This is a genomic window from Fodinibius sp. AD559 (genome assembly GCF_052712805.1).
In genome coordinates this window covers 280,745-307,232 of record NZ_JBQPVW010000002.1, presented here as the reverse complement: position 1 = coordinate 307,232, position 26,488 = coordinate 280,745, and the positions used below count along the sequence as shown (strand labels likewise).

Genomic DNA, 26,488 nt, shown 5'->3' with positions numbered 1-26,488 from the left:
TTTTTCTCACATTTTTTGCTTCCAATGCTGGAATATCATCATCATAGCCAAAGTATCAAGCTCACAATATTTAAGAAGGGCATTTTGATAGGCTTTATGCCTTTCGGGGTCCAACTCCTGTGCAATCATTTTACCATACACTACCATAGCCTCAGTACCACGCCGAATAGGCGAATCCCCGGTCTCCGTTAAAACAGAATAGGGATTTCGTGCTCCACCCTGTCCGTCGGACTGCCACCAAATAATTTGATCAAAATTGTCGCTCGAATAAGGTTTTGTGTAAATCTCATTCAAATAAGTACTATAGCTCATAACCGATCGGAGCACATCCTTTATACTCAGCGAACTCTCCATCTCCCTATTGTAGTAAAAGTTCTTTACCAAGCGACTTAAATCCGCGATATAAGGTGGATGTGAATGTGAAGAATCGTGGCGATTGATAATCTGTTCTAACCAGTTAGCAAGCTGATTGGCATCAACGATTTCATCTTGTTCATGGAGCAGCTCCGAGCGGACCGTTTTTAGGGCATTCCGCTCAAAGTTGGAATACTGTACGATAGTACCCTCTTCGATATCCGGAATTTGTTTCAACTTGCGAACCAGTTCATAATTGGGATATCCACTCTGGAAATCATCAATCCACTCGCGATGCTTCCAAGACCCGTCTCGATACAGCGTGTGACATGAAAACTGGAAAACAACCAAATGGTACGGCCGGCGATTTTTACGGACTGGAACTGCATAATTTCCTGCCTCAAAATCGAGGAAGTGCAATGGAAACTGCCATCTATTTAGCTCCTCAAATAATACAGGTCGGATAATCTCCCCGGGTACATCCTCATCCTTACTCTTGCGAATCTGCAGCGCCTGACGCATCTCCTGGGAAATTCGTCCCTCCGACTTGATGACACTTTCCAAACTGAAAATAGTGTCAGCGGGAATATCTTTCTGATCATAATTCTTGTTGGCAAGCCGCCGATTTGTGCCCGGACCAATTAAATCAAAAATATGATTATCAGAGGGACTTTTTCCTGACATCACCGGGGACCAACATTCGTCGAATCCACTTTTTTCTCCTTTTCTTGCTCTGTCTGGCTCAATACGAAATTCACAGTTTTTGCACTTTTGACCAACTTCGGTATCGGGTTTTTCTTTCCCAAAATACACCGTAGTAAAATAATTCAACGTCTCTTTTAAGGTAGGCTTTGGAAGATAGTTTTCAGCAAAGCTTGGTTGATTCAATAATTTTTCAACCACCTCTGTTACATCCAGTTTGGCCAACAACTCCTGATTAGAAGCATCAATAGATTGCACTTTGGAACCGTTATCTAAAGGATGTAAAAACAGAGGCAGATTATCGGTATATGCACTGCTCGATTTCTCCGGCATCACCAGCATCGCTTGAATATCCAGATCAGGATAACTGTTCTGAATTAAGTATACCTGGTAGGCCAAATCCAGAATATACTTTTCCCATTTACTATTGATAAACCCTTTGGTGTCTGTAATTCTGTGTTTGCGGGAATCAAAAGCCTTGGTACGGACATAAAAGACCGTCAGCTGATCGCCATATTTATGAATAATTGGCAATCGAGCCATCATCTGTTGATGCTCAAAAATAGCATCAAAAAGTACAGCCTCATCCTGTTGCAATAATTGGTAGGTTTTGTCAGCTGCATTTTTGATCTGTTGGCCGTCTACAAGAACTCCATTGGGATAAATGGATCGAGCTAAAGCCGTAAGCAACCTTTTATTGTAAATAGCATGCTCAATAAAAGGTCGCGACTGCTGGTTTTGGGGATAATTCTGCCGGTAATAATCCAGCTTGACCGGACATTCCAAACCGGCACCAAAGAGATGCCTGGTTAAATACTTATCGCGATCGTTAAACCTTGCCATCCGAACTCACAATATTAACTTCAGGAACAAGAGCAATACCAAACTGCTCTTTAACCGATTTTTTAATCCGTTCAGCCAAGTTCAAAACCTCTCTCCCCGTAGCTCCTCCGTAATTTACAATTACCAGCGCTTGTTGCTTATAGGTCCCGGTATTTCCCACTACTTTGCCTTTCCAGCCGGCCTCTTCAATCAGCCAGCCAGCAGGAACTTTGATTTTCTGATTTCCCATATCGTAGCCCGGTGCTTGGGGATACTCCTCTTTAATACGTTCATAAACCTCATTCTTCACAGTGGGGTTCTTAAAGAAGCTCCCGGCATTGCCAAGCAAATCGGGATCGGGTAGCTTGCTTTTTCTGATATCAATTACAATATCACTGATGTCTCGAATGGTTGGGTAATCAATATTTTGCTTCTCAAGCTCTGTTTGTATGGCTCCGTACGAAGTATTTAGCTCCGGATTTTTAGAAAGTTTCAAAACCACATTGGTGACAATCACAATGCCCTTCAGCTCCCCTTTAAAAATGCTGTCGCGATAGCCAAATTCGCAGTCCTCCTTTTCATATCGGCAGGTTTCTCTTCCCTCAATATCTACGGCTTCCAACCACTCAAAAACTTCCTCAAGCTCAACGCCATACGCACCTATATTTTGAATGGGAGCCGCACCTACTGTCCCCGGAATCAGCGATAGGTTTTCAATTCCTCCCCATCCCTTTTCAACGCAGTATTTCACGGTCTGATGCCAATTTTCACCCGCACCAATTTTTAGCCAGACATGTTCATCGGTTTCTTTAATTACCTCTCGTCCCTTTATCTGGATATGCAGGACCAATCCGTCAAAATCACCTGCAAAAAGGACGTTACTGCCACTGCCCAACACCACAATCCTGAGTCCCTCTGCCTTGGGATGTCGTAATATTTCCTTCAGGTAAGATTCCGATTCTACCGACGCAAAATAACGTGCCCTCGCAGAAATATTCAGCGTATTATAGGGTTGCAAATCAACATCGGTTTCCACAAGTGATTCAAAAGCGGTGCTCATTTATATAGCTATGCTATTTTCTTGGAAATATTTTTCATGATTTAGGTCGCTCCTGAACTTTGACACGAAGCTTTTTCACGCGGTTGTTTTTTACAGAGTGGATTGTAAGCTCCAACCCCTCATAATAGACACGTTCCCCTACGTTGGGAATACGCTCCGTAAGATGATAAACGAGTCCACCGAGTGTCTCATATTCATCATCTTCAGCCGTGAGCTCAATATCCAGGATATCCTCCATATCATCGAGGTCGATCTTGGCATCAAAAATATATACGCCACTCTTAAATTTCGTGTAGAGACTTTCTTCCACATCATCATATTCGTCAGATATTTCCCCAACAATCTCCTCCAGAATATCATCCAGCGTAATTAGTCCTTCCGTACCGCCGTATTCATCTACCACAATAGCAATATGCGTTTTTTCCTGCTGAAAATCGCGAAGCAGGTCATCTACCTTTTTTGTAGAAGGAACAAACAGTGCCTTTCGCGCAATGGTACGCCAATTAATCGTCGTTCGTTCAATATCCGAGTTAATATAAGGCAGAACATCTTTAGAGTGAATTACCCCCAAAATATTATCCAGATCGTTCTCATAGATCGGCATGCGCGAAAGCCCTTTTTCACGGATAAGCTGCAATACTTCATTAAGGGAGTTATCGGTAGAAATAGCAACAATATTAACGCGTGATGTCATTATCTCGCGGACCGTGGTCGTACCAAATTCGATCACATTTTCAATAATCTCCCGCTCGTCACTTCTAATGGATCCCTCCTGTTCACTCACCTCGGCCATAGTCATTATATCTTCTGAAGTCATCTTGCTGTCGGGCTTGGGCAGCCGTTCTTCCAAACTGAGCGTGCTATTAGCAATAAGACTGGAAAGCGGCGTAAGTAGCTTAAATAACACGTAAATAAAAGAGCTTATCTGCCGTACACTTTTCAGAGGATTATTTATGGCGATAACCTTGGGCGTAATTTCGCTGAGAATTAAAATCATGAACGTTAAGACCACCACTTCCAACGTGTAGATCAAAACTTCTGAAAGCCCATAATAGGCAACGATATTTCCGGCTACCACGGCAGCCAGTACTGAGGCCACAATATTGGCAAAGGTATTGCAAATCAGAATTGTAGCCAATAATCGTCGCGGATATGCCAGCATCTTGGTAATCTGGCGATCCTTTGAACCCTCTGTATCACGATCGGTTAGCAGATCCTGTTGATTGATAACAGAGAAAAAGGCCACCTCAGCGCCCGAAAAAAGGGCAGAAAAAAGAAGCCCTAATACAATTACGACAATCTGTATCGTAAGCGCTACGGGATCTATTACAGAATCGATAAGAACAGATTCCCCTTGCTGGGAAATAAAATCGAAAATAAACAGTAAACTACTCGGGTCGTCCAACTACCTATCTTTAATTTTGAATTTTCTTAAAGCTATTGACTGTAGTCATGCAGTGCAAGAAAAGTAAAAGCGGCAAGGAATTTCCCCGCCGCTTTTAAATGTATGCTAAATATGGATTGGATACCACTAAAATGGTAAGTCGTCGTCAATATCGTCAAAATCTTCATTTAAGTCGACATTGCTCGATACCGGTTGAGAGTTATCCGGTTTGGGAGGTACTTCTCCTTCACGGTCACCTTTGCTGTCAAGCATGGTCATTGTTAACGCCTTAATTTCGGTAGAATATCGCGTTTGTCCTTCTTTATCTTCCCACTTTCGTGTTTGGATAGGACCTTCAATATAGACCTGTGATCCCTTCGTTAGATACTCTTGGCAAATTTCGGCCAATCGTCCCCATGCCACCACGCGGTGCCATTCGGTGTTTTCTTTCCATTCGCCCTGTTTATCCTTATAACGTTCAGATGTTGCAACTGATAAGTTTGCAACGGCTGTATTCGACTGCGTATAGCGCACATCAGGATCTTGACCTAACCGGCCAATAATCATTGCTTTGTTGAGTGAACTCATAATATTTCCTCATTTATTTTTTATCGTTTCGTTCTAAAGGTAAGATATATTTCGGAGGAAATCCTTACAGAAAAAATTCTTAGCATTACCCTTACCTATTTATTAAATAGGTAAAAATATTATCTTTATTTTATTAATTCTCAAAATGCTACAGAAACAAATTTAAAGATCATTATAGCTTAACTTTTGTCATGTGGATTAGAACCCTCATACTCTCGATCATACTAATTGGAAGTAGTTTTCTTTCTACTTCTGCAAAGTCGTATGAAATCCCTGATGTTCGAGTTGAAATAACCATCAACGAAGATGGCACTATTCACGTTACCGAACACCTGACGTACGTTTTCGATGGATCTTTTTCTTGGGCAGAGTATCAAATCCCACGACAGGGTTTTTCAGCTATTACGAATATCCAGGTTCAGGAAAATGGGAATTCGTATATCAATAAAAATACGGAATCTCCCGGAACGTTTAGCGTAGCAAAAAATGATGAGTCCATTAAATTAACGTGGTACTATTCAGCGGAGGATGAAAAACGAACATTTACGGTATCGTACACTTTACAGGGAGCATTAACAATCGGATCTGCATGGTCGCAATTTTTCTGGAATTATTTATCAGATGAGAGGGACAAGTCTACCAGTCAACTAAATATTAGTATCCAACTCCCCAAATCAGTTTCAACTGACTCGCTATACGGCTGGACAAGGGGTCCCAAAGGACAATTTAATCTACAAAAGTCAACCGGGGCGTTTACAGTCAATGCTTCCAATATCGATGATGACGAATTTGCCAAAGTCAGAGCCATATTTCCCACGGCAGTTCTAAATGAGTCCCAAGTATCTACTACCGATAACCATTTCTCACTTGCTCAGGCGCAGAAAGAGGAGCAGACATACCAAAAGAAACGCAATCAAAAGATAGAACGCCAGAAGTATCTCTCTAATCTTTGGGAAACACTGAACTATCTTATCATTCTGCTTAGTATTGGAGGATTTTATTTTTTCTATCAAAAATATGGAAAGCGACATTCTACCTCTCGCTTTTCATCCACAGAAACAATTATGGCACCGGGACAAATTCAACCGGCAGCTATTGGCTGGCTTCTACAAGGGCGAAACATAACCAGCAACTTGCTCATGGCTACAGTTCTTGATTTGGCCCGAAAAGGTTATTTCAAAATTCAGGAGGAACCTCCCGAAGAAGGTTTTTTAGCGGATGACAAACCCACGTTTTCTATCGAGCGAACAGAAAAACAAGTAAATCATCAAGAATTACAAGAATGGGAAAAACAAATTATCACTTTTGTTGAACGACGCCTCGAAGATGATCACCAGCAATTGCATAAGATCTTTGAGGGAACTAATTCTGAGGTATCCTCATGGTTTGCCAAGTGGAAAAACAGCTTTAAAGAGTACGCATTTAGCCAAAACTGGATTGATGAAGAAAGCTACACCGGCTGCTACTGGAATATCGCAGTGCAATCATTACTTGTTATAGCAAGCATCCCGGTACTCATTTATGCAGGTCCGGTTGGATTCATAGCCCTTTTTGTTACCCTATTTGCGCTGATATTTTCTTTCCTGATCATTCGACGCACTCCCAAAGGAGAAGAAGTATATCACCAATGGAGCAACTACAAAGAAGGACTTAAAAATGCCAAGGAACACAGTATCTCATCCGATAAGTTAGATAAACATTCTATCTATGGACTGGCTTTCGGTCTGGGAGAAAAAGAGCTCGAAAACATCATCGCTACAAATACTGATGCTGTACCTGTAATTGCCTGGATTGCTTTCAGCACAAATACCAGCTCTGTAGCAAGCGTTGCCAGTAGTTTTTCCACGCTTGGGGCTACGGGTACAACTTCTTTCCCCGGTACATCCGGAGGTACGGGAGCTTCTGCCAGCGCTGCGGGTGGCGGTGCTTCAGCAAGTGCAGGCTAATACTCCCAGCCAATCAGCGTTTCAATCTGGTCAATATCCAACGGATCGTGTGTACTTGGTGTGCTATCAAAAGTATCTGCCAAGTAATCGAGTGCAATATCATACCGCTCGTTGCCCCCTGATCGTTTCTCATCTGCAAGCAACGCCATTTGGAAGAGTCTGATTAACTCCTTAAACAAAGGTTTTGCAGAGGCCTCTAACCTATCACGATCATTCAACGCACGAATATCCTGCCAAATTGTTTTAATTTCTGTCAGTTTCTCTTCCATAAATCCACCGTGTTCTGAAGATTGATCCGCCGCCTTTTCAATCATCTCAAAAATGATATCCAGTCCGCGGGATTTCCTCGTGGCACGAAGCATATCCAACACAATAATATTTCCCGACCCCTCCCATATGGGCAATACATTGATATCCCGAAGTAATTTGGGCATCACAAAATCCTCGATATAGCCATTACCGCCCATTAGCTCCATGCATTCACGGACGCTGTAAACGGCACTCTCTGCCGACCACCACTTGGCCATGGGTGTAATTATTCGCAACAGATGTTGTTCTTCTTCGTCCCCCTTTTCGGCGGTATCCATCGCTTGCAATCCACGCCAAACCAGCAGAAAATCAGCCAGATATTTTGATCCCAGCTCCAGAAATTTTTCTCTTATGAGCGCATGCTCTACAGCTTGCTTTCCAAAAGTTTTTCGATGATTCAGATACTGCCATGCTTCAACAATGGCCCGACGATTACCAGCCAAAGCAGCCACGGAGTTATAATTTCGGGAAATGTTAATCATCTGAGCCATTATTTTGAATCCTTCTCCCTCATCTCCCAATCGCTTTCCCACGGTATCCTGAAAACGAACTTCACCTGTAGCCATCGACCGTACGCCCAATTTATCTTTCAATCGAATAATCTCCATCGGGTTACGCACTCCATTGGGTAACTCCCTTTCTACCAGAAAAAGCGAGAGTCCACGGGTGCCCTTTTCTACTGATCCTGTTCTGGCCAGTGCCATAATCACATCCCCATTGACGTTACTACAAAACCATTTTTCACCATTTAACCGGTAACGACCTCCCTCTACCTTTTCGGCCGTACACAAATTGGCGCCCACATCCGAGCCCCCGGACTTCTCAGTCAAAAACATGGCACCCGAATAAAGCTCATTTCCCTCTTTTGCTCCCAATTTTGGCAAAAGCCGCTTTTTGTCCTCCCTATCGGCAAACCGTTCAACTAAATAGGCTGCACCATCGGTCATGCAATGTGGACAGTATTGTCCCAACTCGCTCATCGCATACAACTGTCCGAGAGCAAAACCCATTTGATGCCGACTCCCAATAAAATTTCCCCTATTATCGGGATGATATTTCAAATAAAACATCTCTGATTCGGCGGCAATGTCCATCAGCTCCCAATAGGCAGGGTGAAAATCGATCTCGTCAACACCCTCACCGAACTTATTGCGCTTTTTTAACACCGGACCATTTTTATCCGCCTTTTGTGAAAGCTCATCCATATCAGTTGCCGCTGCTTGTCCTAACTGATCTAATTTGCCATCCAAGAATTCTTGGGCTTGGTTAGAAAAATGTCGGCTAACATAATCACGGAGAATCAAGTCAGACTCATAAAAATTCTGGCTGACGTTGTAATCATCGGTAAGCACTTGGTTTTTAGGATGCGACATGATGAACCTCTCCATTTAGAATTTTAGAACGGATTAACAAAAAGAAGTATAAATAAAAAAAGGACGAGAATTTATCCCGTCCTCAAAAATCAAAAGTCAGATCCTGAAACAAGTTCAGGATGACACAGTAACTTCTCAAAAAATGGGTACTATTGTGGAAGTGTGGAGAACCTCAGTCTAAAACTTATTTATCCGTCAGTGCAACCACACCGGGCAGATCTTTGCCTTCGAGGAACATCAGACTGGCGCCACCACCGGTAGAAACATGGGAAACAGCTTCTTCAAGACCGGCCTGTTTAATAGCTGATGCCGAGTCACCACCGCCAATAATCGTCGTTCCACCAAGTTTCGTTGATTTGGCAAGAGCTTCAGCAACTGCATTGGTTCCATCCGCATAATTTTCCATCTCAAAAACGCCCATGGGACCATTCCAGACCACCGTCTTTGCATTTTTGATGATATTCCCGAACGCAATAGTGGTCTGTGGGCCAATATCAACGCCCATCCAGCCGTCTTCAATACCATCCTCGTCAACAACTTTGTGCTCGGCATCATTTTTAAACTCTTTTGCCGCAACCGAATCCACAGGTAGTACAAAATTGACACCCTTTTCATCGGCTTTCTGCATCAATTCTTTGGCTAAGTCAACTTTATCATCTTCAACCAATGAATCACCAATGGGTAGTCCTTTTGCTTTATAAAACGTGTAGGTCATGCCGCCCCCAACGAGAATGCTGTCCACTTTGTCCAGTAGATTTTCAATCACCCCAATCTTATCAGATACTTTAGCTCCCCCCAGGATTGCAACAAATGGTCGGCTGGGATTATTAATCGAATTATTCAGGTACTTAATCTCTTTTTCCAATAGATATCCCGACACAGCCGGCTGCAGAAAACGAGTAACGCCAGCTACCGAAGAATGCGAACGGTGGCTGCTTCCAAACGCATCATTACAAAACAGGTCGCCATGCTCGGCTAATTGCTTACAAAACTCTTCATCATTAGCTTTTTCTCCCTTATGAAAACGAACGTTTTCCATTAGGACAATCTCCCCATCTTCGGCCTGATCGATAGCATTTTTCGCCTTCTCTCCAATGCAATCCGCGGCAAAGTGTACTTTTGTATCGACCAGCGTCTGCAGGTGCTTGGCTACCGGTTTTAGGCTCAATGACTTGTCAATCTCTCCACCGGGTCGTCCAAGATGGCTCATCAGGATAAGTTTACCACCGTTTTCAGTAACATAATTTATAGACGGCAGTGCCTGTACCATGCGATTGTCATCGCCAATTTCTCCATCTTTAATCGGTACGTTAAAGTCCACACGCATTAATACCTTCTTACCTTCAATTTGTACATCCTCGAGCGTCATCTTATCCATAAGTAGCTATAATTTTAAACTGATTAACTAATAATTTCATAGCTGAATTTACCAGCTTATTGAAAGCCGTCCAAACCCACCATCGAACCATGTGGTATCACCTATTGCTTTTGGTGTTCCTCGTCCGGACTGTTGATCTTTATCAATATCATATGAAATACCGGCAAGCAAATAAAAATGAGGGCTAAACCGATAACCAATCGAGTAAGTAAAACGGGCGTTATAATCCCTGACAATGCTGTATGTTCTTCTGAAATCAAAACTACGTACCCCGTTAGATGCTTTTTCTCCCTGTGGTCGACTGCACTCAGCATGAAATTCCAATCCGGTCCTCAGCCCTGCCTTAGCAGGATCATAAAACACCCTGCTTTTAACACTAATGGGGTTCTCCAGATAATCGAACGGAACGCGCTCAAAACGGTGTCTCCTTAAATCTCCGGGCACCTTTTCTCCCTGCAAGCGATCAATATCATGTCCATACCCCAGCCATTGTTCCAAAACAAATGATTTAATTCTACCGGTGGCATAAAGGCCCAACTGATTAGTAATCTGCCAGTTGCTAAAATTAAGGTCATAGTTAGAATTCAATGTGGGCTTTCTTTTTAATTTTGAAAAGGTTCGCTGATATGTTAATCCAACGGTAAAAAGCGGGTGATCATATTCAACTAATCCTCCTAAATAATGTGCCCACTCTTCATCAATATAGTTACTGGTATCTGCATGTACCTCTACTCTCTTTCGCGAATATGTTTGCAAGCCCCCCATTAGCTCAACCTTAAACCTGTTGGATTGCGAACTCGTATACTTCACCGAAAACAGTTCCGGACTGTTGGAATACTGATGAGTAACCTCGTATCGTTTGTTCCACTTGTTTCGGCTGTCTTTAGCCAAATCCTGAACAATATTACTGCCCCAATCCAAAATACTTGCACTCACTTCAACCATACCGTCATCAAAGTTTCCGTACCGATAGAAAAAAGTGGCGTCAAGATCGGCTTTAACCTGGCTCAGAGTATGGCTTACTCCCAAATAATGCTTGCCGGTAAGATTCCGAGTATAGCCGAGATGAAATAAAAATCGGTTTGCACGGATGTTTTCTGCATGATACCCATTAATAGAAATCTGATTCTTACTATTAATAGTGAGATCACTTTTAATCGTATTTTCAACTGCAAAGTCTGTAGCATTTAAACTGCCTGTCGACATTCGATATGCATTCTGAGCTTGTTCAAAATCATAATCCTGAAATAATGTATATCGATACGTAATTAGATCCAGGTTATGTTCGGGGCTCATTTCGTTAAGATGCTCGCGAAACAGTCCCCGATTAAAATGCGTGCCCCCGTGATTGTGAGAGCGATCCAGCATAAAATTTCGGATCCGCTGCTCCCATCCCAATAGTGTTGCCGTTGAGGTAGAATCCTGTCCATTGGCAGTATGAAAAGGAGAAAGCTGAAAAATGAATACAAAAACACTCAAAATTACTATTCTGGGAGAAAAAAGTTTGTCCATTGATGATAGTCGATATTTAATATTGCTCAATTATTCTAACAAAGAGGATGTTCAGATATTTCTATGGTACTGTAAACTATGAGTACAGTCAAACCCTGTTTTTCTATCCAAAATTAAATATCTTTGACCAATAAATTCCAACGCTAAAAAAGAGATATGGATACCGTTTATTTCGATCACGCCGCTACTACACCGGTGGATGAGCGTGTACTTGAAACAATGACCCCGTACTTTACTGAACACTATGGAAATGCCAATTCTCCCCATGGATTGGGTAACAATGCCAAAGTAGCTGTTGAGGAAGCGAGAGAAAATATTGCCGAAATGATCGGGGCCGAGCCGGCCGAAATTATTTTTACCAGCGGCGGTACAGAAAGTGATAACAGTGCCATAAAAGGCGTTGTTAATGCTACGGGCAAAACAGAAGTCATTACCTCTCCACTTGAACACCATGCGGTGTTGCATACCGCTGAGGCTTTAAAACGTCAGGGTGCTAAACCGGTGTACCTGGAACCAAACTCCAAAGGTATTATTACTGCGGAGAAAGTAGAGGAAGCAATCAACGAGAATACAGCGATGGTTTCGCTGATGCATGTCAATAATGAAATTGGATCCATCAATCCGCTTAAAGAAATCAGCCAAGTTTGCGAGGAGCATGATATTCCTTTCCACTCTGATACCGTTCAAAGCGTTGGTAAAATTCCGGTGGACGTAGATGAGCTCGGACTTGATTTTTTGAGTATCAGCGGACATAAAATCTATGGCCCTAAAGGTATTGGCGTGATGTATATGCGTCACGCCACCCCCTGGCTGCCCTGGATGCACGGCGGCTCCCAAGAACGACGGCGACGGGGCGGTACGCTGAACGTACCCGGAATTATTGGCTTGGCTAAAGCAATGGAGCTGGCTCAAAAAGAGATGGATGACCATCGCAAGCATTTTATCAAACTGCGCAAGCAGCTTGTTAACGGACTTGATAAAACATTCGGTGATCGCTATCAAATTAACGGCGATACCGAAAACGGAGTCCCCCATATCATCAATATTTCTTTCTTAGATCCTAACGGAGATGGCCTTGACGGTGAAATGCTGCTACTGAACCTCGATGTGGAAGGTATCTGCTGTTCTAACGGATCGGCCTGTACTTCCGGCGCTATGGAACCTTCTCATGTACTTGAGGGTATCGGCTTGGATCAGAAGACAGCAAACTCAAGTATCCGTGTAAGCCTTGGCAAACAAAATACCGCAGAAGAAATCGATTACTTTGTAGAAAAGTTAGAAGTAGTCGTAGAACGAATGATGAAATCTGTTAAAGCATGAGTTTTAAAAAGCGAGTTTGCGTTTATTGCGGATCAAAAACCGGTAATAATTCGTCCTTTATTCCTCAAACCAAAGCATTGGGACATGCCTTGGCATCCTACGAGATTGGGTTGGTGTATGGCGGCGGTTCAGTGGGATTAATGAATGAGATCGCCAATGCCACTCTTTCTCGCGGCGGACAAGTTCACGGTGTTATTCCCCAGCATTTGTATGATATGGAGGTCGCCCACGAAAATCTTACAGCCCTGCATATTACTGATACCATGCACGAACGAAAAGCAATGATGGCCGAACTTTCGGATGCATTTATTGCCCTGCCCGGTGGCTTTGGAACTTTCGAAGAGCTGATGGAAGCCATTACCTGGCTTCAACTTGGCATCCACGATAAAACAGTCATTATATTCAATATTGATGGGTACTACGATAAGTTGATCGAGTTTATCGATGAGGCGGTGAAAAGTAATTTCATTACTGAAGATAATAGAACACTGCTAAAAACCGGAAACACCATCGAAGAATGCTTAGATCATCTTCCGTTTCATGACCAATTAATCTAATAGGACTAACCAAAGGTTGTCAGTCCCGGTTTATACCATCCCAATAAGGTACTGATAATGACGAGAATATATACGCCAATAGAAAAACGGTACGCAGCACTCCACATTTTTACGGAGAGCTTTTCTGGATTGGGATCATCTGATTGTAGCCGCTTCGCAAGTGCCCTACTTTTGCTAAGATCGATAGCAATCAACAGAAGAATGATTATAAAAAGCAGTTGTTTCAATGCCAGCCAGGGATAAAGCTGAACATCGAACCATCCCCACTGCGGACCTTGTGAAATACTCGACAGTACCCATCCGGAAATTATTATTCCTCCCGCGCCAACCATAGTTCCCCACTTTGTCAGCATCCGCTCGGTTTGTATCAATTTATATGTAGTGGATGCACCTTTCGCTTTATATATCCTAAATCCGTATACCAGGCTCCCAGCAAATGCACACAGCCATATTAGGTATGAAAGAATGTGAATCCAACGAAAGAGCTCGTACAACATTAATAACCAGCTTAGTTGGAGAAAATGTCATCAATAAGATGACCGTATTTATCCTCAACAATACGGCGCTTAATTTTCAAAGTAGGGGTTAACTCACCCGACTCAACCGTAAATTCATTAGACACAATGCGGAAATCTCTGATCTTTTCATGGGAAGCCAGATCTTTAGAGTAGCTTCGCACCTCTTTGTTATAAATTTTCTGAATCTCATCTTTTTGAATCAGATCCTCGATAGAATCATATTCAATGCCCTCCTCCTCAGCATGAGCTTCAAGCGCCTCGAAATCCGGTACTATCAAGGCAGCCATATAGGGCTGACGTTCCCCAACTACCACCAGCTGATCAATCCATTTGCTGGTTTTAAACAGATCCTCAATCGGTCCCGGATAAATATTTTTGCCGCCGGCATTTACGATCATATGCTTGATACGATCGGTAATCTGCAGCTTCCCATCCACAAATTTACCCACATCACCGGTATGCAAATAACCGTCATCATCGATCATTTCACGAGTTGCTTCTTTATTTTTCCAGTATCCCTCCATCACATTGGGACCTTTGCACAAAATTTCTCCCTGCTCAGAATCCTGATCCGTCGGGTAATCTTCACCGCTGATCTCAGTAATAATTTCACTGTCCTCCAGCCGCTGAATAGCAACGGTTACACCGGGTAACACCTTACCAACCGTACCCATCTGTTCATCGCCGTAGGTATTACAACACATAACGGGTGATGTTTCTGTTAATCCATAGCCCTCAATGATATGGAGCCCTGCTCCCATAAAGAAATGGCCAATCTCTGCCGGTAAAGCAGCTCCACCCGAAACAAAAAAGCGAATACGTCCACCGGTACGTTCTTTTAACTTATCAAAAACCAGCTTATCGGCCAGTTTTTTCTGCACAGATACAAGTCCGCGTTCACCGTCAGCATACTTACGACCTACTTTCTGGGCCCAATTGAAAATTTTCTGCTTAACAGCACTCCCCTCTTCCACGCTTTTAGCAACAAGATTATAGATCTTTTCAAACAGTCGTGGCACACTCATAATAATGGTGGGATGGGCTTCTGTCATGTTTTTTGCCACCGTATCCACACTTTCAGCATAATAAATTTCTGCACCGCCGGCCATCATCGCGTAATAACCCGCCGTACGCTCAAAAGAGTGACAAAGCGGCAAAAAGGAAAGGCAACGATCATCATCCATAATTTCAATCTGTTGATGAGCAGCCTTAATATTACTGACGATATTTCGATGAGTCAGCATAACTCCCTTTGGCTTGCCGGTTGTTCCCGAAGTGTAAATGAGTGTTGCCAGATCTTCTGGCTCGATTGTCTTACTGCGACGAGCAATTTCATCTTTCTGTTTGGGCAATTCCTTCATTCCCTCAACCATCACCTTATCAAAAAGTGATACATACTCATCATCCAAATAGCTCGAGATGTTGGGTTCATCGAAGGCAATCACCCGATTCAAATCCTCACAATTATCAAACACTTCGCGTGCCTTTTTAAGCTGAATACCCGTGGAGATAAAAAACATTTTTGCTCCCGAATCCTTCAAAATATATTCACACTGTTTGGGTGGCAATGAGGTATAAATGGATACATTAACAGCCCCAATTAGTTGTAAAGCCAAATCAACAACAGCCCACTCGTAGCGGTTCTCGCTAAGGATAGCTACTCGGTCCCCGGCTTCAATACCATGTGTAACCATATAAGCAGCCAGCGTATGTGTATCTTCATGAACTTGATCCCATGTGATCGTTTCATAAGGCTCATCCGTTTGCGGCTTTCGTGCAAAAGCCGTCTTTTCAGTTCCCTTATATTTTTTGGATAAATTAAGGAACAGCTCAGTCAACGTTTCAAAAGCTACAACTGTAGGCATAAAACTAAAATTAGTTACGGTTAAAAACCCTGATCACAAACTATTTGTAATGCTCGAATATAACATTCTGAATTGAAAATTCAGCACAGGTCAGCATTCCGGGTTTTCCTATTCGTTTCAGACATAACGATTGAATTTTTTTAGGAAGTCCAATTCCTTATATTAAAAGAAAAATTTGACCCTCTTTTTATGGCTCATCCGGCAAGTGAAGAAACAATTGATTTAGTTAAGGAGATTTTCAGCTCATACCTAAAGGAGCACAACCAACGGCAAACCCCGGAGCGGTTCATGGTTTTGGAAGAAATTTACCGTGCCGACGGACATTTTGATGCCGATGATATCTTTTTCAATATGAAAGAAGGTGGTACCCGCGTCTCCCGAGCAACGGTATATAATACGCTTGATCTTTTAGTAGAATGCGGATTGGTTCAGCGCCAGCAGTTCGGTGAAAATCAATATTATTATGAACGTGCTTATGCCTACCAACAGCACGATCATATTATTTGCAAAAAGTGCGGGACGGTCTTAGAATTTTGCGATCCCCGTATTCAGGAGATCAAAACGATGATGGAAAAAATCCACAAGTTCAATATTACGGGTCACTCTCTCCACTTTTTCGGTACTTGCCAAGATACCGAAGCCTGCGAAAAACGTCAGCAAGAGCAAGTAGGCAAAAAGAAATCAAAAGTTAACTCATAGTTACATACTGATCTTATTTCTTAATTGATGATTATCCGGGCCGAGCCTGAACATCTTAAAGCCATAAATACTATCTACAATCAGGCGGTAGCAGATGGATTACGTACGGCCCATACCCAGCCAGTTTCTCTAAAACAGCGTAGAGAATGGCTCAATAATCATCCCAAGAATACCCACCCTGTTTTTGTTTATCTGGATGGTGATACCGTGCTTGGCTGGCTTTCTGTCTCACCTTATCGCTCTGACCGACAGGCATTGAATGAAGTGGTTGAAATAAGCTACTATGTGGATTATGATCATCACGACCAGGGTATTGCTACTGAGCTCATGGAGTATGCCCTTCAATTTTGCCGGAACTCCAATTACCGACTTGCAGTATCTATTTTAGTTAGTGGAAATAAACCCAGTATTGCTCTCCTCCAAAAGTTTGACTTCACCGAAGCTGGGCGCATTCCGCATGCCCTTCATTTCGATGATGAGTATCGAGATCATCTTTATATGTATCGGAAGCTTTAATAATACTCATTTTCAAAACTATCAAGTTCACCAACTGTCAACTTATATCAATATTAACAAACCTATTTAGATCCTAAAACAAGATTAGGATGACATAATAACCATCGTTTTTCTCATTCCGTAGCTCTGCTGCGAAACGCAGTATTTACACAGAATCGTAATATATTAAATCTGGTTCCACAGCCCCCTCGCCGAAGCCCCATCAAATATATCCATAAAATTCTAATAGGCTTTGTGACAAGCTATATTTAAATTATTTCTGCCACGGTGATTAAGGACCGTGGAAACGGTCGCTCAAAAGGATTTGGGTTCGTAGAAATGGAAAATGACAACGAAGCCCAAGCTGCTATCGATGAGCTCGATGGAGCCGAAATCAATGGCCGAACTGTTAAAGTGAACAAAGCGCGTCCCAAAGAAAAAGCTGGCAACCAACGATAAGTTTTACCTTTTAATTCATTAAAAGCCCCGGAATTCTTTCGGGACTTTTGTGCCTAGTAGCCATCTCACTATTGATAGGGAGTTCCAATTGGTATCTGAAATTTGTATTTTATATCATCATATAATGATATATTAATATATTATGGATACTGAACAGTTATTGATCGATGAACAAGCCATTCAAATAAAAGCGAAGTTATTTCGCGGCTTTGCAGATCCATCGCGACTGATGGTCATTGAAGTACTTCGCAACGGAAAGAGAAGTGTGGGAGAATTAGTTGAAATTACCGGACTTTCTCAACCAAATGTTTCAAATCACTTGCGCTGTCTTGCTGATTGCGACTTGGTTAAAAAAGAACGAGACGGACGTTATATCTATTATAGACTTAGTGATACACGCATAACAACGATCCTGCAGAAGTCCGAACAACTTCTCTCAGAAGTTGCCGAAGGGGTCTACGATTGCACGCGATACGAATCAACAAATGAATAAGTAAACAATGAGTAAGAAAGAAATTCAACTCACAGTTAAGGGCATGGATTGCTCGGGCTGTGCTAATAATGTAAAAAGCGCACTTGAACAGCTTGAGGAAGTAGAGTCTGCGGAAGTCTTCCTTTCAGCCGAGAAAGCTAAAATTCAGACAAAAACCGACCATCCTGATCTCCAGATCTTTAAAAAAGCCGTCGAGGACATTGGCTATCATATTCCTGATGAAGAAAATAATAAAGGGGAGTACGGCGACCCATCTCTCAAAGAAAAAGCACAAAAATCTTTTCGATTATTCGGGCTCGTTTTCGGGGCAATCTTACTGGTAGTTATAGCCGGTGAATGGCTGGGACTTTTTGAAACATTAACGCAGTGGGTTCCATTCTGGGCCGGTACTTCTCTCGTACTCTTAATGGGATATCCCGTCTTTAAACAGGTTGTTGTAGCCGCTAAAAAGGGACTCGTCACCCCACACGCTTTAATGGCTCTGGGATCACTTACGGCTTTGGCAGCCGGAGAATGGGTAACGGGTGGCATTGTCGTATTTTTTATGCGTACCGGCGATTACATCGAAAGCTACACCACCGAAAAGGCTCGGGATTCTCTTCGCTCACTGACAAAACACGCACCGGAGACCGCTACTGTATTACGGGACGGTACTGAGCAAGAAATTCCCATTGACCAAGTAAATCAGGGAGATAAAATCCTCGTCCGTCCCGGTGGTAAAATCCCCGTCGATGGTACTGTAATCGACGGACAGGCTACCATTGATGAATCACCTATTACCGGTGAATCAATGCCAGTTGAAAAGGCAGAAGGATCCAATGTTTTTGCATCTACCATAGCACAGGGTGGTTTTTTAACCCTGCGAGCCGAAGCAGTCGGAAGTGATACCACCTTTGGTAAAATTATCAATATGGTGGAAGAAGCCGAATCCCGAAAAGGGGCTGTACAGCGTTACGCCGATAAGTTTTCGGCCTGGTATCTGCCGGTAGTATCTCTCATTGCCATATTGACCTATCTCATCAGCGGCGACCTAATGGCAACTGTTGCCGTTATGGTAGTGGCCTGTGCCTGCGCTTTTGCTCTTGCTACCCCCGTAGCCCTGCTGGCTTCGGTGGGATCCAATGCCAAACGCGGCGTGCTTATCAAAGGCGGAAAATATATTGAAGCCCTTGCCCGAGCTGATGTTTTACTAATTGATAAAACCGGGACTCTTACTTTTGGCCGACCCGAAATTTCGGACATCACTCCACTCAATGGAACTACTGAGGGCGAACTGCTCATCATGGCTGCCAGTGCCGAGCAGTATTCTGATCATCCACTCGGTAAAGCCGTTGTTGAAGCAGCTCAAAAACGTCACCTGACCCTCTCTAAGCCGGAGAATTTTGAAGAGATTACAGCAAATGGCGTTCGTGCTTCATTTGATGATCACACTGTGACCGTTGGGAATGAGCGTTTGCTTGAAAACGACAAGAAAAATGTCCAAAAAACTATCAACAAAATTAAAGAAGAAGGCAAAACAGCTATCATCGTACAAAAAGATGGGCTGCCCATTGGTCTGCTTGCTGCCCAAGACACTGAACGCTCTGAAGCAGGCACTGCTCTTAAAAATCTCCGCGAACAACATTCGTTTAGTGCTGTTGAACTTTTGACTGGAGATAACACTGAAACCGCTCGTCATTTGGCAAAGAAGTTAAATATCGATTTCAGAGCTGAACTGTTACCTGAAAACAAAATCGATATTGTAAAACAATATCAATCTAAGGGTCGAACGGTAGTGATGATCGGTGATGGCGTCAATGATGCCCCTGCCCTCGCTCAAGCCGATGTGGGTATTGCTATGGGTACAACCGGTACCGATGTCGCCATCGAAACGGCAGACATAACCCTAATGCGCGATGACTGGAACCTGGTCCCCGCCCTTTTTACATCCGCCAACAAAACAATGAACATTATTAAGTGGAATTTTGGATTCACAACCGCTTATAATTTAGTGGGACTTTCCCTTGCGGCATTCGGCATCCTCCCTCCCGTTTTAGCCGCGGCCGCGCAGTCACTACCGGATGTGGGTATATTGCTTAATTCATCACGATTGATAAAAAATTAAGTTGCTTTGGCCGATTCAACCATCAACCGCTATAATCGTAAAGCACAAAAATATGGGCAAAGATGGCAAAAATATCTCGACCACACCCACCAAAGACTACTCAACTATATTGAAGTTGATCCGTCAGATATCATTTTAGATCCCAGCGGCGGTACTGGATTACTTACTCAAAAGCTTATCGACCAAAATTATTCTTTTGACCGTTTTGTAGTTAATGATCCCTCGGATAAAATGCTTGCAATAGCCCGCCAACGGCTGTCCGGAAAATCCTCAATCAGCTTTGATAATCAGAAAGTACAAGATCTCTCATATCCGCAAAATTATTTTACCAAAATTATCTGCTTGAATTCTTTTCACTTTTATGAAAAACAGCAGCAGGTTTTAAATCAGTTTTATAACATCCTGAAGCCAAGCGGCAAACTCTATATTTTGGATTGGAATCGAGAAGGTTTCTTTCGGATTTGTAACCAGTTTATAAATTGGACAAATACAGAATTTATAAATACTCGTTCGCTACCTGAACTACAGCAAATGATGACCGGTACCAAATTTAATATCCAAACATCACACAGCTGGAACTGGCGATACTGGAAGTTTATGTTTGTCGAAGGAGTTAAATAGAAATCAACTTGGTGCTGTTTAAATCGAATCCTATCTTTAGCGCGAACTAAATTTCAAATATTTATTAGTACGATGAAACGTTGCGCCTTTCTTTCGATGGACAACCTCGATGATTTTGAAGTCTATGATCATCTGCTTCTTGAGCCACTCAAAGAGTTAGGATGGCATGCTGAGGAGATTTCTTGGCGTAGCAATGATATAAATTGGAATAGCTATGATGCCGTCATCATTCGCAGTCCCTGGGATTATCAAAAGGAACCCCAGGCTTTTTTAGATGTGCTGGCCGAGATCGAACAATCGGATGCAGTGCTCGAAAACAGTCTTAAAATCGTCAAATGGAATATTGATAAAACCTATCTTCGCGATCTGGAATCTCGCGGCATTAAGATCGTCCCAAGCCTGTGGTATCAGAAGTTTAATACAGATCTATTCCCTTCTGTTTTTACTGATTTAAAATCAGAAGAGATCGTTATAAAACCGACTATTAGTGCCGGAGCTGATAACACGTTCCGTATTCATAAATCGAACTATGGCATTTTTGTTGACGATCTGAAATCCGTGTTCAAAGATCGTCCCTTTTTAGCGCAACCATTTATGAACAATATCACGGAGGAGGGGGAATTTTCGGTTTTCTTTTTTGGAGATACCTACAGCCATACCATTCTAAAAACCCCCAAGAACGACGACTTTCGCGTACAAGAAGAACACGGGGGTAGACTTAAAAAAGTAGAACCCGAAAAGCATCTCCTCAAAACCGCCCGCACAATGCGTGATATGATTGAACCCGAACCGCTCTATACCCGCGCCGATTACGTCCGGACCCCCGACAACACCTTTGCACTGATGGAGCTTGAACTCATCGAGCCATCACTCTACTTCAACATGGATCCGGAATCGCCCAAGCGGTTTGCAAAGGCTTTTGATAAATGGATGACCCAAAAGCTCTCTATCCAAGATCAAAAATAAAAAAAGGTCACACTACAGAGCAGTGTGACCAGAATAAATGGAGCAAATCGGAAACAATTTTTAGTAAGTTTATTCGTAGATTTTCAACTCACTACTTAATACTCATAACTTACTACTAAAACACACTACGTAAACACATCTTTTATCTTAGAGAAGAATCCTTTGCCGTCATCTTCTTTATTTGATGCCTTGAAATGCTCATTACCTCTCAGCGCCTCTACGTGTTCGCGCTCTTCATCGGAGAGATCTTCAGGCATATATACATTCACTCTCACATATTGATCTCCAATACCTGAGCGATTAAGTCCATGAATGCCTTTCTCGCTCATTCGCAACAACTTGCCTGGTTGAATACCTGCTTCAATATTTATTTTTGCTTTGCCTTTGAGCGTCGGTACCTGTACTTCGGTACCCAGGATTGCGTCGGGAACGCTCAGTACCAGATCATAATAAATATCGTTGCCGTCGCGCTCAAAATGCTCGTGCTCTTTTTCTTCGATCAATACAACTAATGATCCCGCTTCACCGCCGCGCTTACCGGCATTTCCTTTTCCACGCAGGGTTATATAATTGCCTTCGGATACGCCCGAGGGGACATTTACTTTAACAGTCTTCTCACCTCGGTAGCGACCTTCACCATTACATTTCGAACATTTATTGCGAATAATACGACCTTCGCCACGGCAATCGGGACACGGCTGCACATTTACCATTTGGCCGAGCATCGTTTTGCGAACCTGTCGCACTTCGCCTGTACCATTACAAGTACCGCACATCTCAAAATCTTCTTCCGATTCCGCACCGGTACCATTACACTCATCACATTTGATATGCTTTTTAACCTTTAACTTCTTCTCAGTGCCAAAGGCAATTTCTTCAAGTGAAAGCTCAATGCGCAACTTCATATCCGAACCGGGCTGACCCGAAGAGCGACGTCCGCGCGAACGACCGCGTCCGCCCCCAAAATCACCGCCAAAGATATCGCTGAATCGGCTAAAAATATCTTCAAAGCCGACATCTTCGAATCCACCGGCACCGCCTCCAAATCCACCGCCATTTACACCGCGATGGCCAAATTGGTCGTACCGTTGACGTTTTTGCTCGTCCCCCAGCACTTCGTAGGCTTCTGAAGCTTCCTTGAATTTTCGTTCAGCTTCCGGATCATCAGAATTACGATCCGGATGAAACTTCATCGCTTTCTTTCGATAGGCTTTTTTAATTTCATCATCAGATGCATCTTTGCTTACGCCGAGTACGTCGTAATAGTCTAATTTAGACATGTGTTGAACTAACTAACCTTATAAATTTATTCGCTTACAATTACTTTTGCGTGACGGATGGTACGATCACCCATACGATAACCGCTCTCCACAACATTGAGAACAACATCACTGCCAATACTGTCATCTTGGGGCTTTTGCCTCATCATAGCATCGTGCAGATCTACATCAAACGGAACGCCTTCTTCATCAATGCGTTCCACACCGTATGTATTAAGCACTTCTTTAAATTTACTGGCTACAAGATTTACACCATCCATCAGAGTATCATTAACCTCGAGCTCTTCAGCCGCCTTCAGCGTACGCTGCAGATCATCGTTGATCTCCAGAAAATCTTCCAGCGCATTAGCTTTAGCCGTTTCATAAACCTGCGAACGCTCCCGCTGTACTCGCTTGCGATAATTCTCCAACTCAGCGGCTTTTCGCAAGTGGTTATCTTTTGCTTCAGCAAGTTCCTCTTCTAATTGCTGTACTCTCTGATCGCGTGCAACAAGCAATTCACGCAGCTCATCTGCTTCAAAATCTTCGTACTGAGAATATAGCTCCTCAGTTTTCTCATTTTGTTGCTCAGCCGACTGCTCTTTTTCGGCCGCCTGTTCTTCAGTTATATTTTCTTTGGATTCGCTCATGTGAAACTAAATTAACAATTAAATTCTATTTTTGTTCTTTAGGGTGCAAGAATGCAAATAACATGCCATCACCCTATACCTCTAAATCTGCTGACAAAGTTACGGAAGTTCTATTTCCCAATAAAAGGAAAGATTCAGAGTGTCAGCTTTTTGTATTAATATCTAACGCACCAACACAACAATTATTCGTCATCTTCTTCGTAGAAAAACTCCAGCATATTTCCGTCGGGATCGGATATAAATACAAATCGTCCCCGCTTGCGGTTTGCCGGTCCACTTAAAATAGAGACTTCTTTTTCACGGAAATAATCTGCCATCTCGTCAACCTCTTCCTCCGAATCCAAGAAAAATCCAAAATGATCTACGCGGTAGTCCCTTGATTCCGGATCATAGCTTGTTTCTGCCTCAACCAACACCAGCGTATCCTCTTCGCCAACCTGATACACCGCCATGCTCTTTCCCATTTTGCGAAGGAGATCAAATCCCAGAATATCCCCGTAAAACTCTTCTGCACGCTCAATATCATTTACTCGAATGGTGATGTGATTAATACCTGATGGACTAAAATCTGCCATAATAATTTTATCTATTTATTAATAAATTCTAAAAGTGTTGATAAAGAAAATTCTCAATTATTATTCATTTTCCAACGCAGCTAAGTATAGTCTTTTTCCGCCTCAATTTCAGCCTGTCTAATTATCATAGACAGTCGATATAGTTAATAAGTTTTTGTTACTTTTGGTGGGATTTTAAAACTGAAAACCCTAAAACCCGACAACTGTTGAGTACCCTCTATATTGTTGCAACACCCATTGGAAATCTCGAGGACATCTCCGAGAGAGCTATAAAAACACTTAAATCGGTTTCCTATATCGCCTGTGAAGATACGCGAACCTCAGGCGTGCTGTTGAAAAAAATGGGGATAGAGGCAAATACCTTTGCCTTTCATGCCCATAACGAACATCAAAAGGTAGAACACTTGCTCAATATTTTAGATGCACGACAAAATGTAGCCATCATCTCTGATGCAGGTATGCCCGGTATTTCCGATCCAGGATTTTTAGCTGTTCGTGCTGCTCATCAGGCCGGACATTCGGTCTCCGTGATTCCCGGTCCTGATGCTGCTACAACCGCTCTTGTTGCCAGTGGATTACCGTGCGACAAATATGTGTTCGAAGGTTTTCTTCCACAGAAAAAGGGACGTCAGAAACAGCTCAAACAACTGGTAGATGAACAGCGCAGCATTGTGTTGTATGAAAGTCCTCATCGCCTGATGAAACTACTCGAAGAACTGCGTAAATATATGGGCGACCAGCGTATGATGGCAGTCTGCCGCGAACTTACTAAAAAGTTTGAGGAAGTGGTTCGCGGATCAATAAAATCGGTGTATGATACTTTTCAGCTACGGGATGAAATTAAAGGAGAAATAGTCGTTATTATTGCTCCAAAAGATTACAGCGAATGAAATACTCAATCCAACAATTTTGGAATAGCAGCTGGACGCTAAGCATTACTTCGGGAATCCTACTGGGGTTAAGCTACCCCCCGGTACCTCTGTCCTTTCTTATCTTCCCGGCATTCCTGCTGGTCTTCCGCATTATTGACCTTTCCGATTCCGCCCGCGAAGCAGCTTACAAAGTCTATCCGGCATTTCTCATTTGGAATATTATTACCACCTACTGGCTGGTGATGGCGACGGTAGCCGGTGGAATTGCTGCAATTCTGGCCAATGCCGCGGTAATGACCATCCCCGTGATGCTACAGTATAAAGTACAGCGACAAAAACTGAGTCCCTGGCTTATCGCCCTGCTGCAAACGGCCTTTTGGCTATCTTACGAATTTCTGCACCACCAGTGGGATCTGGCCTGGCCATGGCTCGCGGTTGGAAATGCATGGGCCAATATGCCACAATTAGTACAATACATCTCGGTAACCGGCTACTGGGGCATCTCATTCTGGGTGATTTTTGCCACGGCACTTGCATACCAGCAGCTGCAAAAGCCCAAGCAATCCACAAAAATTGCACTTGTTTCGATACTGCTGATATTTCCTGCTTGGTCCATTTCAATTTCCGCTTTTGAAAGCGAAACTGAACCCGAACGAACCCATGAAGTGGTCGTTGTCCAACCCAACTTTGACTCTTACGAACCCAACGGTGGATTTGACAGTGCCCAAGAAGCCAACGATCACCTTCTGTCACTGACTGACTCTGTAATCACCGAACAAACCCAGCTAATCGTCTGGCCGGAAAATGCCGTGCAGAATCAAATTTTAAACATCAATGGGTATCGAAATTTTTCGGACCGGACAAAAAAGCAACTTAAAAATTATGCTGATAAACAGGATGCCACACTCATTACCGGGGCTACCTTTTTTGAATTCTTTGAGAATGATATCCCTGCCCTCACCTACGAAGATCAACGTGGTTCATATCTGCCGTTTAATGCAGCACTCGGCTTCTATCCCAATAAAGAAATGGAGGCGTACCGCAAACACAATTTGGTACCCATCGTAGAACGCATTCCATTCGTCCACTTTTTAAATACCATCGATGTTTTTAGGTGGGTTAATTGGAATCAAATTCAGGGCTACGGTAAGGGGCATCGTCCCGATCAGTTTTTAGTAAATGGCACGGCAACCCCGGCACTTATATGTTACGATTCAGTTTATCCAAGCTGGATCCGCAACTATGTGCGAGAAGGATCGGGCTATCTGACGATCATCACTAACGATGGCTGGTGGGGCAACACCAGCGGACACGAGCAGCATTTTGCTTACGCACGGCTACGTGCCATCGAATTTGACCGATGGATTGTTCGTAGCGCTAACAATGGTATTTCGGGCATCATCGCGCCGGACGGCTCCATCAAAGTGGAAACGTCCTACTGGAAAACAACTGCATTTAATTATGAAGTACCGGTACTTACATCCCAAACATTATATACTCGTTTCGGAGATTGGCTACCCTATTTAATGATAACGCTCTCGATTTTCGGAATAGGGTTTTCACTTTGGAACAAGAAAGAATATTCACTTTAAAATATTATTACTCAG

Annotated in this window: 24 protein-coding genes; 12 read left to right on the top strand and 12 right to left on the bottom strand. The window is 43.0% G+C overall.

Features of this window, described 5'->3' with window-relative positions:
• Positions 1-6 precede the first annotated feature (6 nt).
• From ACQ4LT_RS04375 to ACQ4LT_RS04360, 4 genes are all read right to left on the bottom strand, one after another.
• Complete coding sequence (locus tag ACQ4LT_RS04375; RefSeq protein ID WP_445664799.1) at positions 7-1,899, bottom strand: DUF2779 domain-containing protein; 1,893 nt, start codon at positions 1,897-1,899, stop codon at positions 7-9.
• Positions 1,886-2,938, bottom strand: a complete 1,053-nt coding sequence (murB, locus tag ACQ4LT_RS04370; RefSeq protein ID WP_445664798.1) for a UDP-N-acetylmuramate dehydrogenase — start codon at positions 2,936-2,938, stop codon at positions 1,886-1,888. The genes ACQ4LT_RS04375 and murB overlap by 14 nt, the downstream gene beginning before the upstream one ends.
• A 34-nt stretch (positions 2,939-2,972) precedes the next feature.
• Complete coding sequence (locus ACQ4LT_RS04365; protein WP_445664797.1) at positions 2,973-4,343, bottom strand: hemolysin family protein; 1,371 nt, start codon at positions 4,341-4,343, stop codon at positions 2,973-2,975.
• A gap of 126 nt (positions 4,344-4,469) precedes the next feature.
• Positions 4,470-4,910, bottom strand: coding sequence for a single-stranded DNA-binding protein (locus tag ACQ4LT_RS04360; RefSeq protein ID WP_445664796.1), 441 nt, complete (start codon positions 4,908-4,910; stop codon positions 4,470-4,472).
• Between the two features lie 191 nt (positions 4,911-5,101).
• Between ACQ4LT_RS04360 and ACQ4LT_RS04355 the strand changes: the two genes are divergently transcribed.
• Positions 5,102-6,856: a DUF2207 domain-containing protein gene (locus ACQ4LT_RS04355; RefSeq protein WP_445664795.1), complete on the top strand. Its 1,755-nt coding sequence runs from the start codon at positions 5,102-5,104 to the stop codon at positions 6,854-6,856.
• On the opposite strand, the gene ACQ4LT_RS04350 is transcribed toward ACQ4LT_RS04355, so the two are convergent.
• The 3 genes from ACQ4LT_RS04350 to ACQ4LT_RS04340 form a co-directional block, all read right to left on the bottom strand.
• On the bottom strand, positions 6,853-8,538 hold the full coding sequence (locus ACQ4LT_RS04350; RefSeq protein ID WP_445664794.1) for an acyl-CoA dehydrogenase family protein: 1,686 nt from the start codon (positions 8,536-8,538) through the stop codon (positions 6,853-6,855). The genes ACQ4LT_RS04355 and ACQ4LT_RS04350 overlap by 4 nt on opposite strands.
• A 184-nt stretch (positions 8,539-8,722) precedes the next feature.
• A complete protein-coding gene (locus ACQ4LT_RS04345; protein ID WP_445664793.1) occupies positions 8,723-9,916 on the bottom strand; it encodes a phosphoglycerate kinase in 1,194 nt (397 codons plus the stop codon).
• A 48-nt stretch (positions 9,917-9,964) separates the two neighbouring features.
• Positions 9,965-11,428, bottom strand: coding sequence for a hypothetical protein (locus ACQ4LT_RS04340; RefSeq protein ID WP_445664792.1), 1,464 nt, complete (start codon positions 11,426-11,428; stop codon positions 9,965-9,967).
• Between the two features lie 156 nt (positions 11,429-11,584).
• Between ACQ4LT_RS04340 and ACQ4LT_RS04335 the strand changes: the two genes are divergently transcribed.
• The gene (locus ACQ4LT_RS04335) at positions 11,585-12,748 is read left to right on the top strand and encodes a cysteine desulfurase family protein (RefSeq protein ID WP_445664791.1); all 1,164 of its coding nucleotides are present in this window, start codon (positions 11,585-11,587) and stop codon (positions 12,746-12,748) included.
• Positions 12,745-13,305 carry an LOG family protein gene (locus ACQ4LT_RS04330; protein ID WP_445664790.1) on the top strand — a complete coding sequence of 187 codons (561 nt, stop codon included), beginning with the start codon at positions 12,745-12,747 and terminating at the stop codon, positions 13,303-13,305. The genes ACQ4LT_RS04335 and ACQ4LT_RS04330 overlap by 4 nt, the downstream gene beginning before the upstream one ends.
• Before the next feature lie 5 nt (positions 13,306-13,310).
• On the opposite strand, the gene ACQ4LT_RS04325 is transcribed toward ACQ4LT_RS04330, so the two are convergent.
• Complete coding sequence (locus ACQ4LT_RS04325; RefSeq protein WP_445664789.1) at positions 13,311-13,658, bottom strand: hypothetical protein; 348 nt, start codon at positions 13,656-13,658, stop codon at positions 13,311-13,313.
• 155 nt (positions 13,659-13,813) lie between these two features.
• Positions 13,814-15,688: an AMP-dependent synthetase/ligase gene (locus ACQ4LT_RS04320; RefSeq protein ID WP_445664788.1), complete on the bottom strand. Its 1,875-nt coding sequence runs from the start codon at positions 15,686-15,688 to the stop codon at positions 13,814-13,816.
• A 189-nt stretch (positions 15,689-15,877) separates the two neighbouring features.
• Here ACQ4LT_RS04320 and ACQ4LT_RS04315 point away from each other — a divergent pair, with 189 nt between their 5' ends.
• The 7 genes from ACQ4LT_RS04315 (at position 15,878) to ACQ4LT_RS04285 (ending at position 21,525) form a co-directional block, all read left to right on the top strand.
• A complete protein-coding gene (locus ACQ4LT_RS04315) occupies positions 15,878-16,387 on the top strand; it encodes a Fur family transcriptional regulator (RefSeq protein WP_445664787.1) in 510 nt (169 codons plus the stop codon).
• Positions 16,388-16,414: 27 nt separating this feature from the next.
• Positions 16,415-16,903, top strand: coding sequence for a GNAT family N-acetyltransferase (locus ACQ4LT_RS04310; protein ID WP_445664786.1), 489 nt, complete (start codon positions 16,415-16,417; stop codon positions 16,901-16,903).
• Positions 16,904-17,155: 252 nt separating this feature from the next.
• The gene (locus tag ACQ4LT_RS04305) at positions 17,156-17,341 is read left to right on the top strand and encodes an RNA recognition motif domain-containing protein (protein ID WP_445665065.1); all 186 of its coding nucleotides are present in this window, start codon (positions 17,156-17,158) and stop codon (positions 17,339-17,341) included.
• A 142-nt stretch (positions 17,342-17,483) separates the two neighbouring features.
• The gene (locus ACQ4LT_RS04300) at positions 17,484-17,834 is read left to right on the top strand and encodes an ArsR/SmtB family transcription factor (protein WP_445664785.1); all 351 of its coding nucleotides are present in this window, start codon (positions 17,484-17,486) and stop codon (positions 17,832-17,834) included.
• 7 nt (positions 17,835-17,841) lie between these two features.
• Complete coding sequence (locus tag ACQ4LT_RS04295; RefSeq protein WP_445664784.1) at positions 17,842-19,938, top strand: heavy metal translocating P-type ATPase; 2,097 nt, start codon at positions 17,842-17,844, stop codon at positions 19,936-19,938.
• A gap of 6 nt (positions 19,939-19,944) precedes the next feature.
• A complete protein-coding gene (locus ACQ4LT_RS04290) occupies positions 19,945-20,559 on the top strand; it encodes a class I SAM-dependent methyltransferase (RefSeq protein ID WP_445664783.1) in 615 nt (204 codons plus the stop codon).
• A gap of 72 nt (positions 20,560-20,631) precedes the next feature.
• The gene (locus tag ACQ4LT_RS04285; protein WP_445664782.1) at positions 20,632-21,525 is read left to right on the top strand and encodes an ATP-grasp domain-containing protein; all 894 of its coding nucleotides are present in this window, start codon (positions 20,632-20,634) and stop codon (positions 21,523-21,525) included.
• 125 nt (positions 21,526-21,650) lie between these two features.
• On the opposite strand, the gene dnaJ is transcribed toward ACQ4LT_RS04285, so the two are convergent.
• The 3 genes from dnaJ to ACQ4LT_RS04270 all read right to left on the bottom strand — a co-directional run bounded on the left by dnaJ (position 21,651) and on the right by ACQ4LT_RS04270 (position 24,009).
• Entirely contained in the window at positions 21,651-22,805 is a 1,155-nt protein-coding gene (dnaJ, locus tag ACQ4LT_RS04280) for a molecular chaperone DnaJ (protein WP_445664781.1), read from the bottom strand.
• A 26-nt stretch (positions 22,806-22,831) separates the two neighbouring features.
• Positions 22,832-23,434, bottom strand: a complete 603-nt coding sequence (locus ACQ4LT_RS04275) for a nucleotide exchange factor GrpE (RefSeq protein WP_445664780.1) — start codon at positions 23,432-23,434, stop codon at positions 22,832-22,834.
• 182 nt (positions 23,435-23,616) lie between these two features.
• Complete coding sequence (locus tag ACQ4LT_RS04270) at positions 23,617-24,009, bottom strand: VOC family protein (RefSeq protein ID WP_445664779.1); 393 nt, start codon at positions 24,007-24,009, stop codon at positions 23,617-23,619.
• A gap of 206 nt (positions 24,010-24,215) precedes the next feature.
• On the opposite strand from ACQ4LT_RS04270, the gene rsmI reads away from it, so the two are divergent.
• Entirely contained in the window at positions 24,216-24,899 is a 684-nt protein-coding gene (rsmI, locus tag ACQ4LT_RS04265) for a 16S rRNA (cytidine(1402)-2'-O)-methyltransferase (protein ID WP_445664778.1), read from the top strand.
• Positions 24,896-26,473: an apolipoprotein N-acyltransferase gene (gene lnt, locus ACQ4LT_RS04260; protein ID WP_445664777.1), complete on the top strand. Its 1,578-nt coding sequence runs from the start codon at positions 24,896-24,898 to the stop codon at positions 26,471-26,473. The genes rsmI and lnt overlap by 4 nt, the downstream gene beginning before the upstream one ends.
• Positions 26,474-26,488 lie beyond the last annotated feature (15 nt).

Excerpts from the sequence above, each read along its gene's own strand:
- ACQ4LT_RS04375 (WP_445664799.1), bottom strand. The coding sequence starts at position 1,899 with ATGGCAAGGTTTAACGATCGCGATAAGTATTTAACCAGGCATCTCTTT.
- murB (WP_445664798.1), bottom strand. The coding sequence starts at position 2,938 with ATGAGCACCGCTTTTGAATCACTTGTGGAAACCGATGTTGATTTGCAA.
- ACQ4LT_RS04360 (WP_445664796.1), bottom strand. The coding sequence starts at position 4,910 with ATGAGTTCACTCAACAAAGCAATGATTATTGGCCGGTTAGGTCAAGAT.
- ACQ4LT_RS04355 (WP_445664795.1), top strand. The coding sequence starts at position 5,102 with ATGTGGATTAGAACCCTCATACTCTCGATCATACTAATTGGAAGTAGT.
- ACQ4LT_RS04350 (WP_445664794.1), bottom strand. The coding sequence starts at position 8,538 with ATGTCGCATCCTAAAAACCAAGTGCTTACCGATGATTACAACGTCAGC.
- ACQ4LT_RS04345 (WP_445664793.1), bottom strand. The coding sequence starts at position 9,916 with ATGGATAAGATGACGCTCGAGGATGTACAAATTGAAGGTAAGAAGGTA.
- ACQ4LT_RS04340 (WP_445664792.1), bottom strand. The coding sequence starts at position 11,428 with ATGGACAAACTTTTTTCTCCCAGAATAGTAATTTTGAGTGTTTTTGTA.
- ACQ4LT_RS04335 (WP_445664791.1), top strand. The coding sequence starts at position 11,585 with ATGGATACCGTTTATTTCGATCACGCCGCTACTACACCGGTGGATGAG.
- ACQ4LT_RS04330 (WP_445664790.1), top strand. The coding sequence starts at position 12,745 with ATGAGTTTTAAAAAGCGAGTTTGCGTTTATTGCGGATCAAAAACCGGT.
- ACQ4LT_RS04325 (WP_445664789.1), bottom strand. The coding sequence starts at position 13,658 with ATGCTGACAAAGTGGGGAACTATGGTTGGCGCGGGAGGAATAATAATT.
- ACQ4LT_RS04320 (WP_445664788.1), bottom strand. The coding sequence starts at position 15,688 with ATGCCTACAGTTGTAGCTTTTGAAACGTTGACTGAGCTGTTCCTTAAT.
- ACQ4LT_RS04315 (WP_445664787.1), top strand. The coding sequence starts at position 15,878 with ATGGCTCATCCGGCAAGTGAAGAAACAATTGATTTAGTTAAGGAGATT.
- ACQ4LT_RS04310 (WP_445664786.1), top strand. The coding sequence starts at position 16,415 with ATGATTATCCGGGCCGAGCCTGAACATCTTAAAGCCATAAATACTATC.
- ACQ4LT_RS04300 (WP_445664785.1), top strand. The coding sequence starts at position 17,484 with ATGGATACTGAACAGTTATTGATCGATGAACAAGCCATTCAAATAAAA.
- ACQ4LT_RS04295 (WP_445664784.1), top strand. The coding sequence starts at position 17,842 with ATGAGTAAGAAAGAAATTCAACTCACAGTTAAGGGCATGGATTGCTCG.
- ACQ4LT_RS04285 (WP_445664782.1), top strand. The coding sequence starts at position 20,632 with ATGAAACGTTGCGCCTTTCTTTCGATGGACAACCTCGATGATTTTGAA.
- dnaJ (WP_445664781.1), bottom strand. The coding sequence starts at position 22,805 with ATGTCTAAATTAGACTATTACGACGTACTCGGCGTAAGCAAAGATGCA.
- ACQ4LT_RS04275 (WP_445664780.1), bottom strand. The coding sequence starts at position 23,434 with ATGAGCGAATCCAAAGAAAATATAACTGAAGAACAGGCGGCCGAAAAA.
- ACQ4LT_RS04270 (WP_445664779.1), bottom strand. The coding sequence starts at position 24,009 with ATGGCAGATTTTAGTCCATCAGGTATTAATCACATCACCATTCGAGTA.
- lnt (WP_445664777.1), top strand. The coding sequence starts at position 24,896 with ATGAAATACTCAATCCAACAATTTTGGAATAGCAGCTGGACGCTAAGC.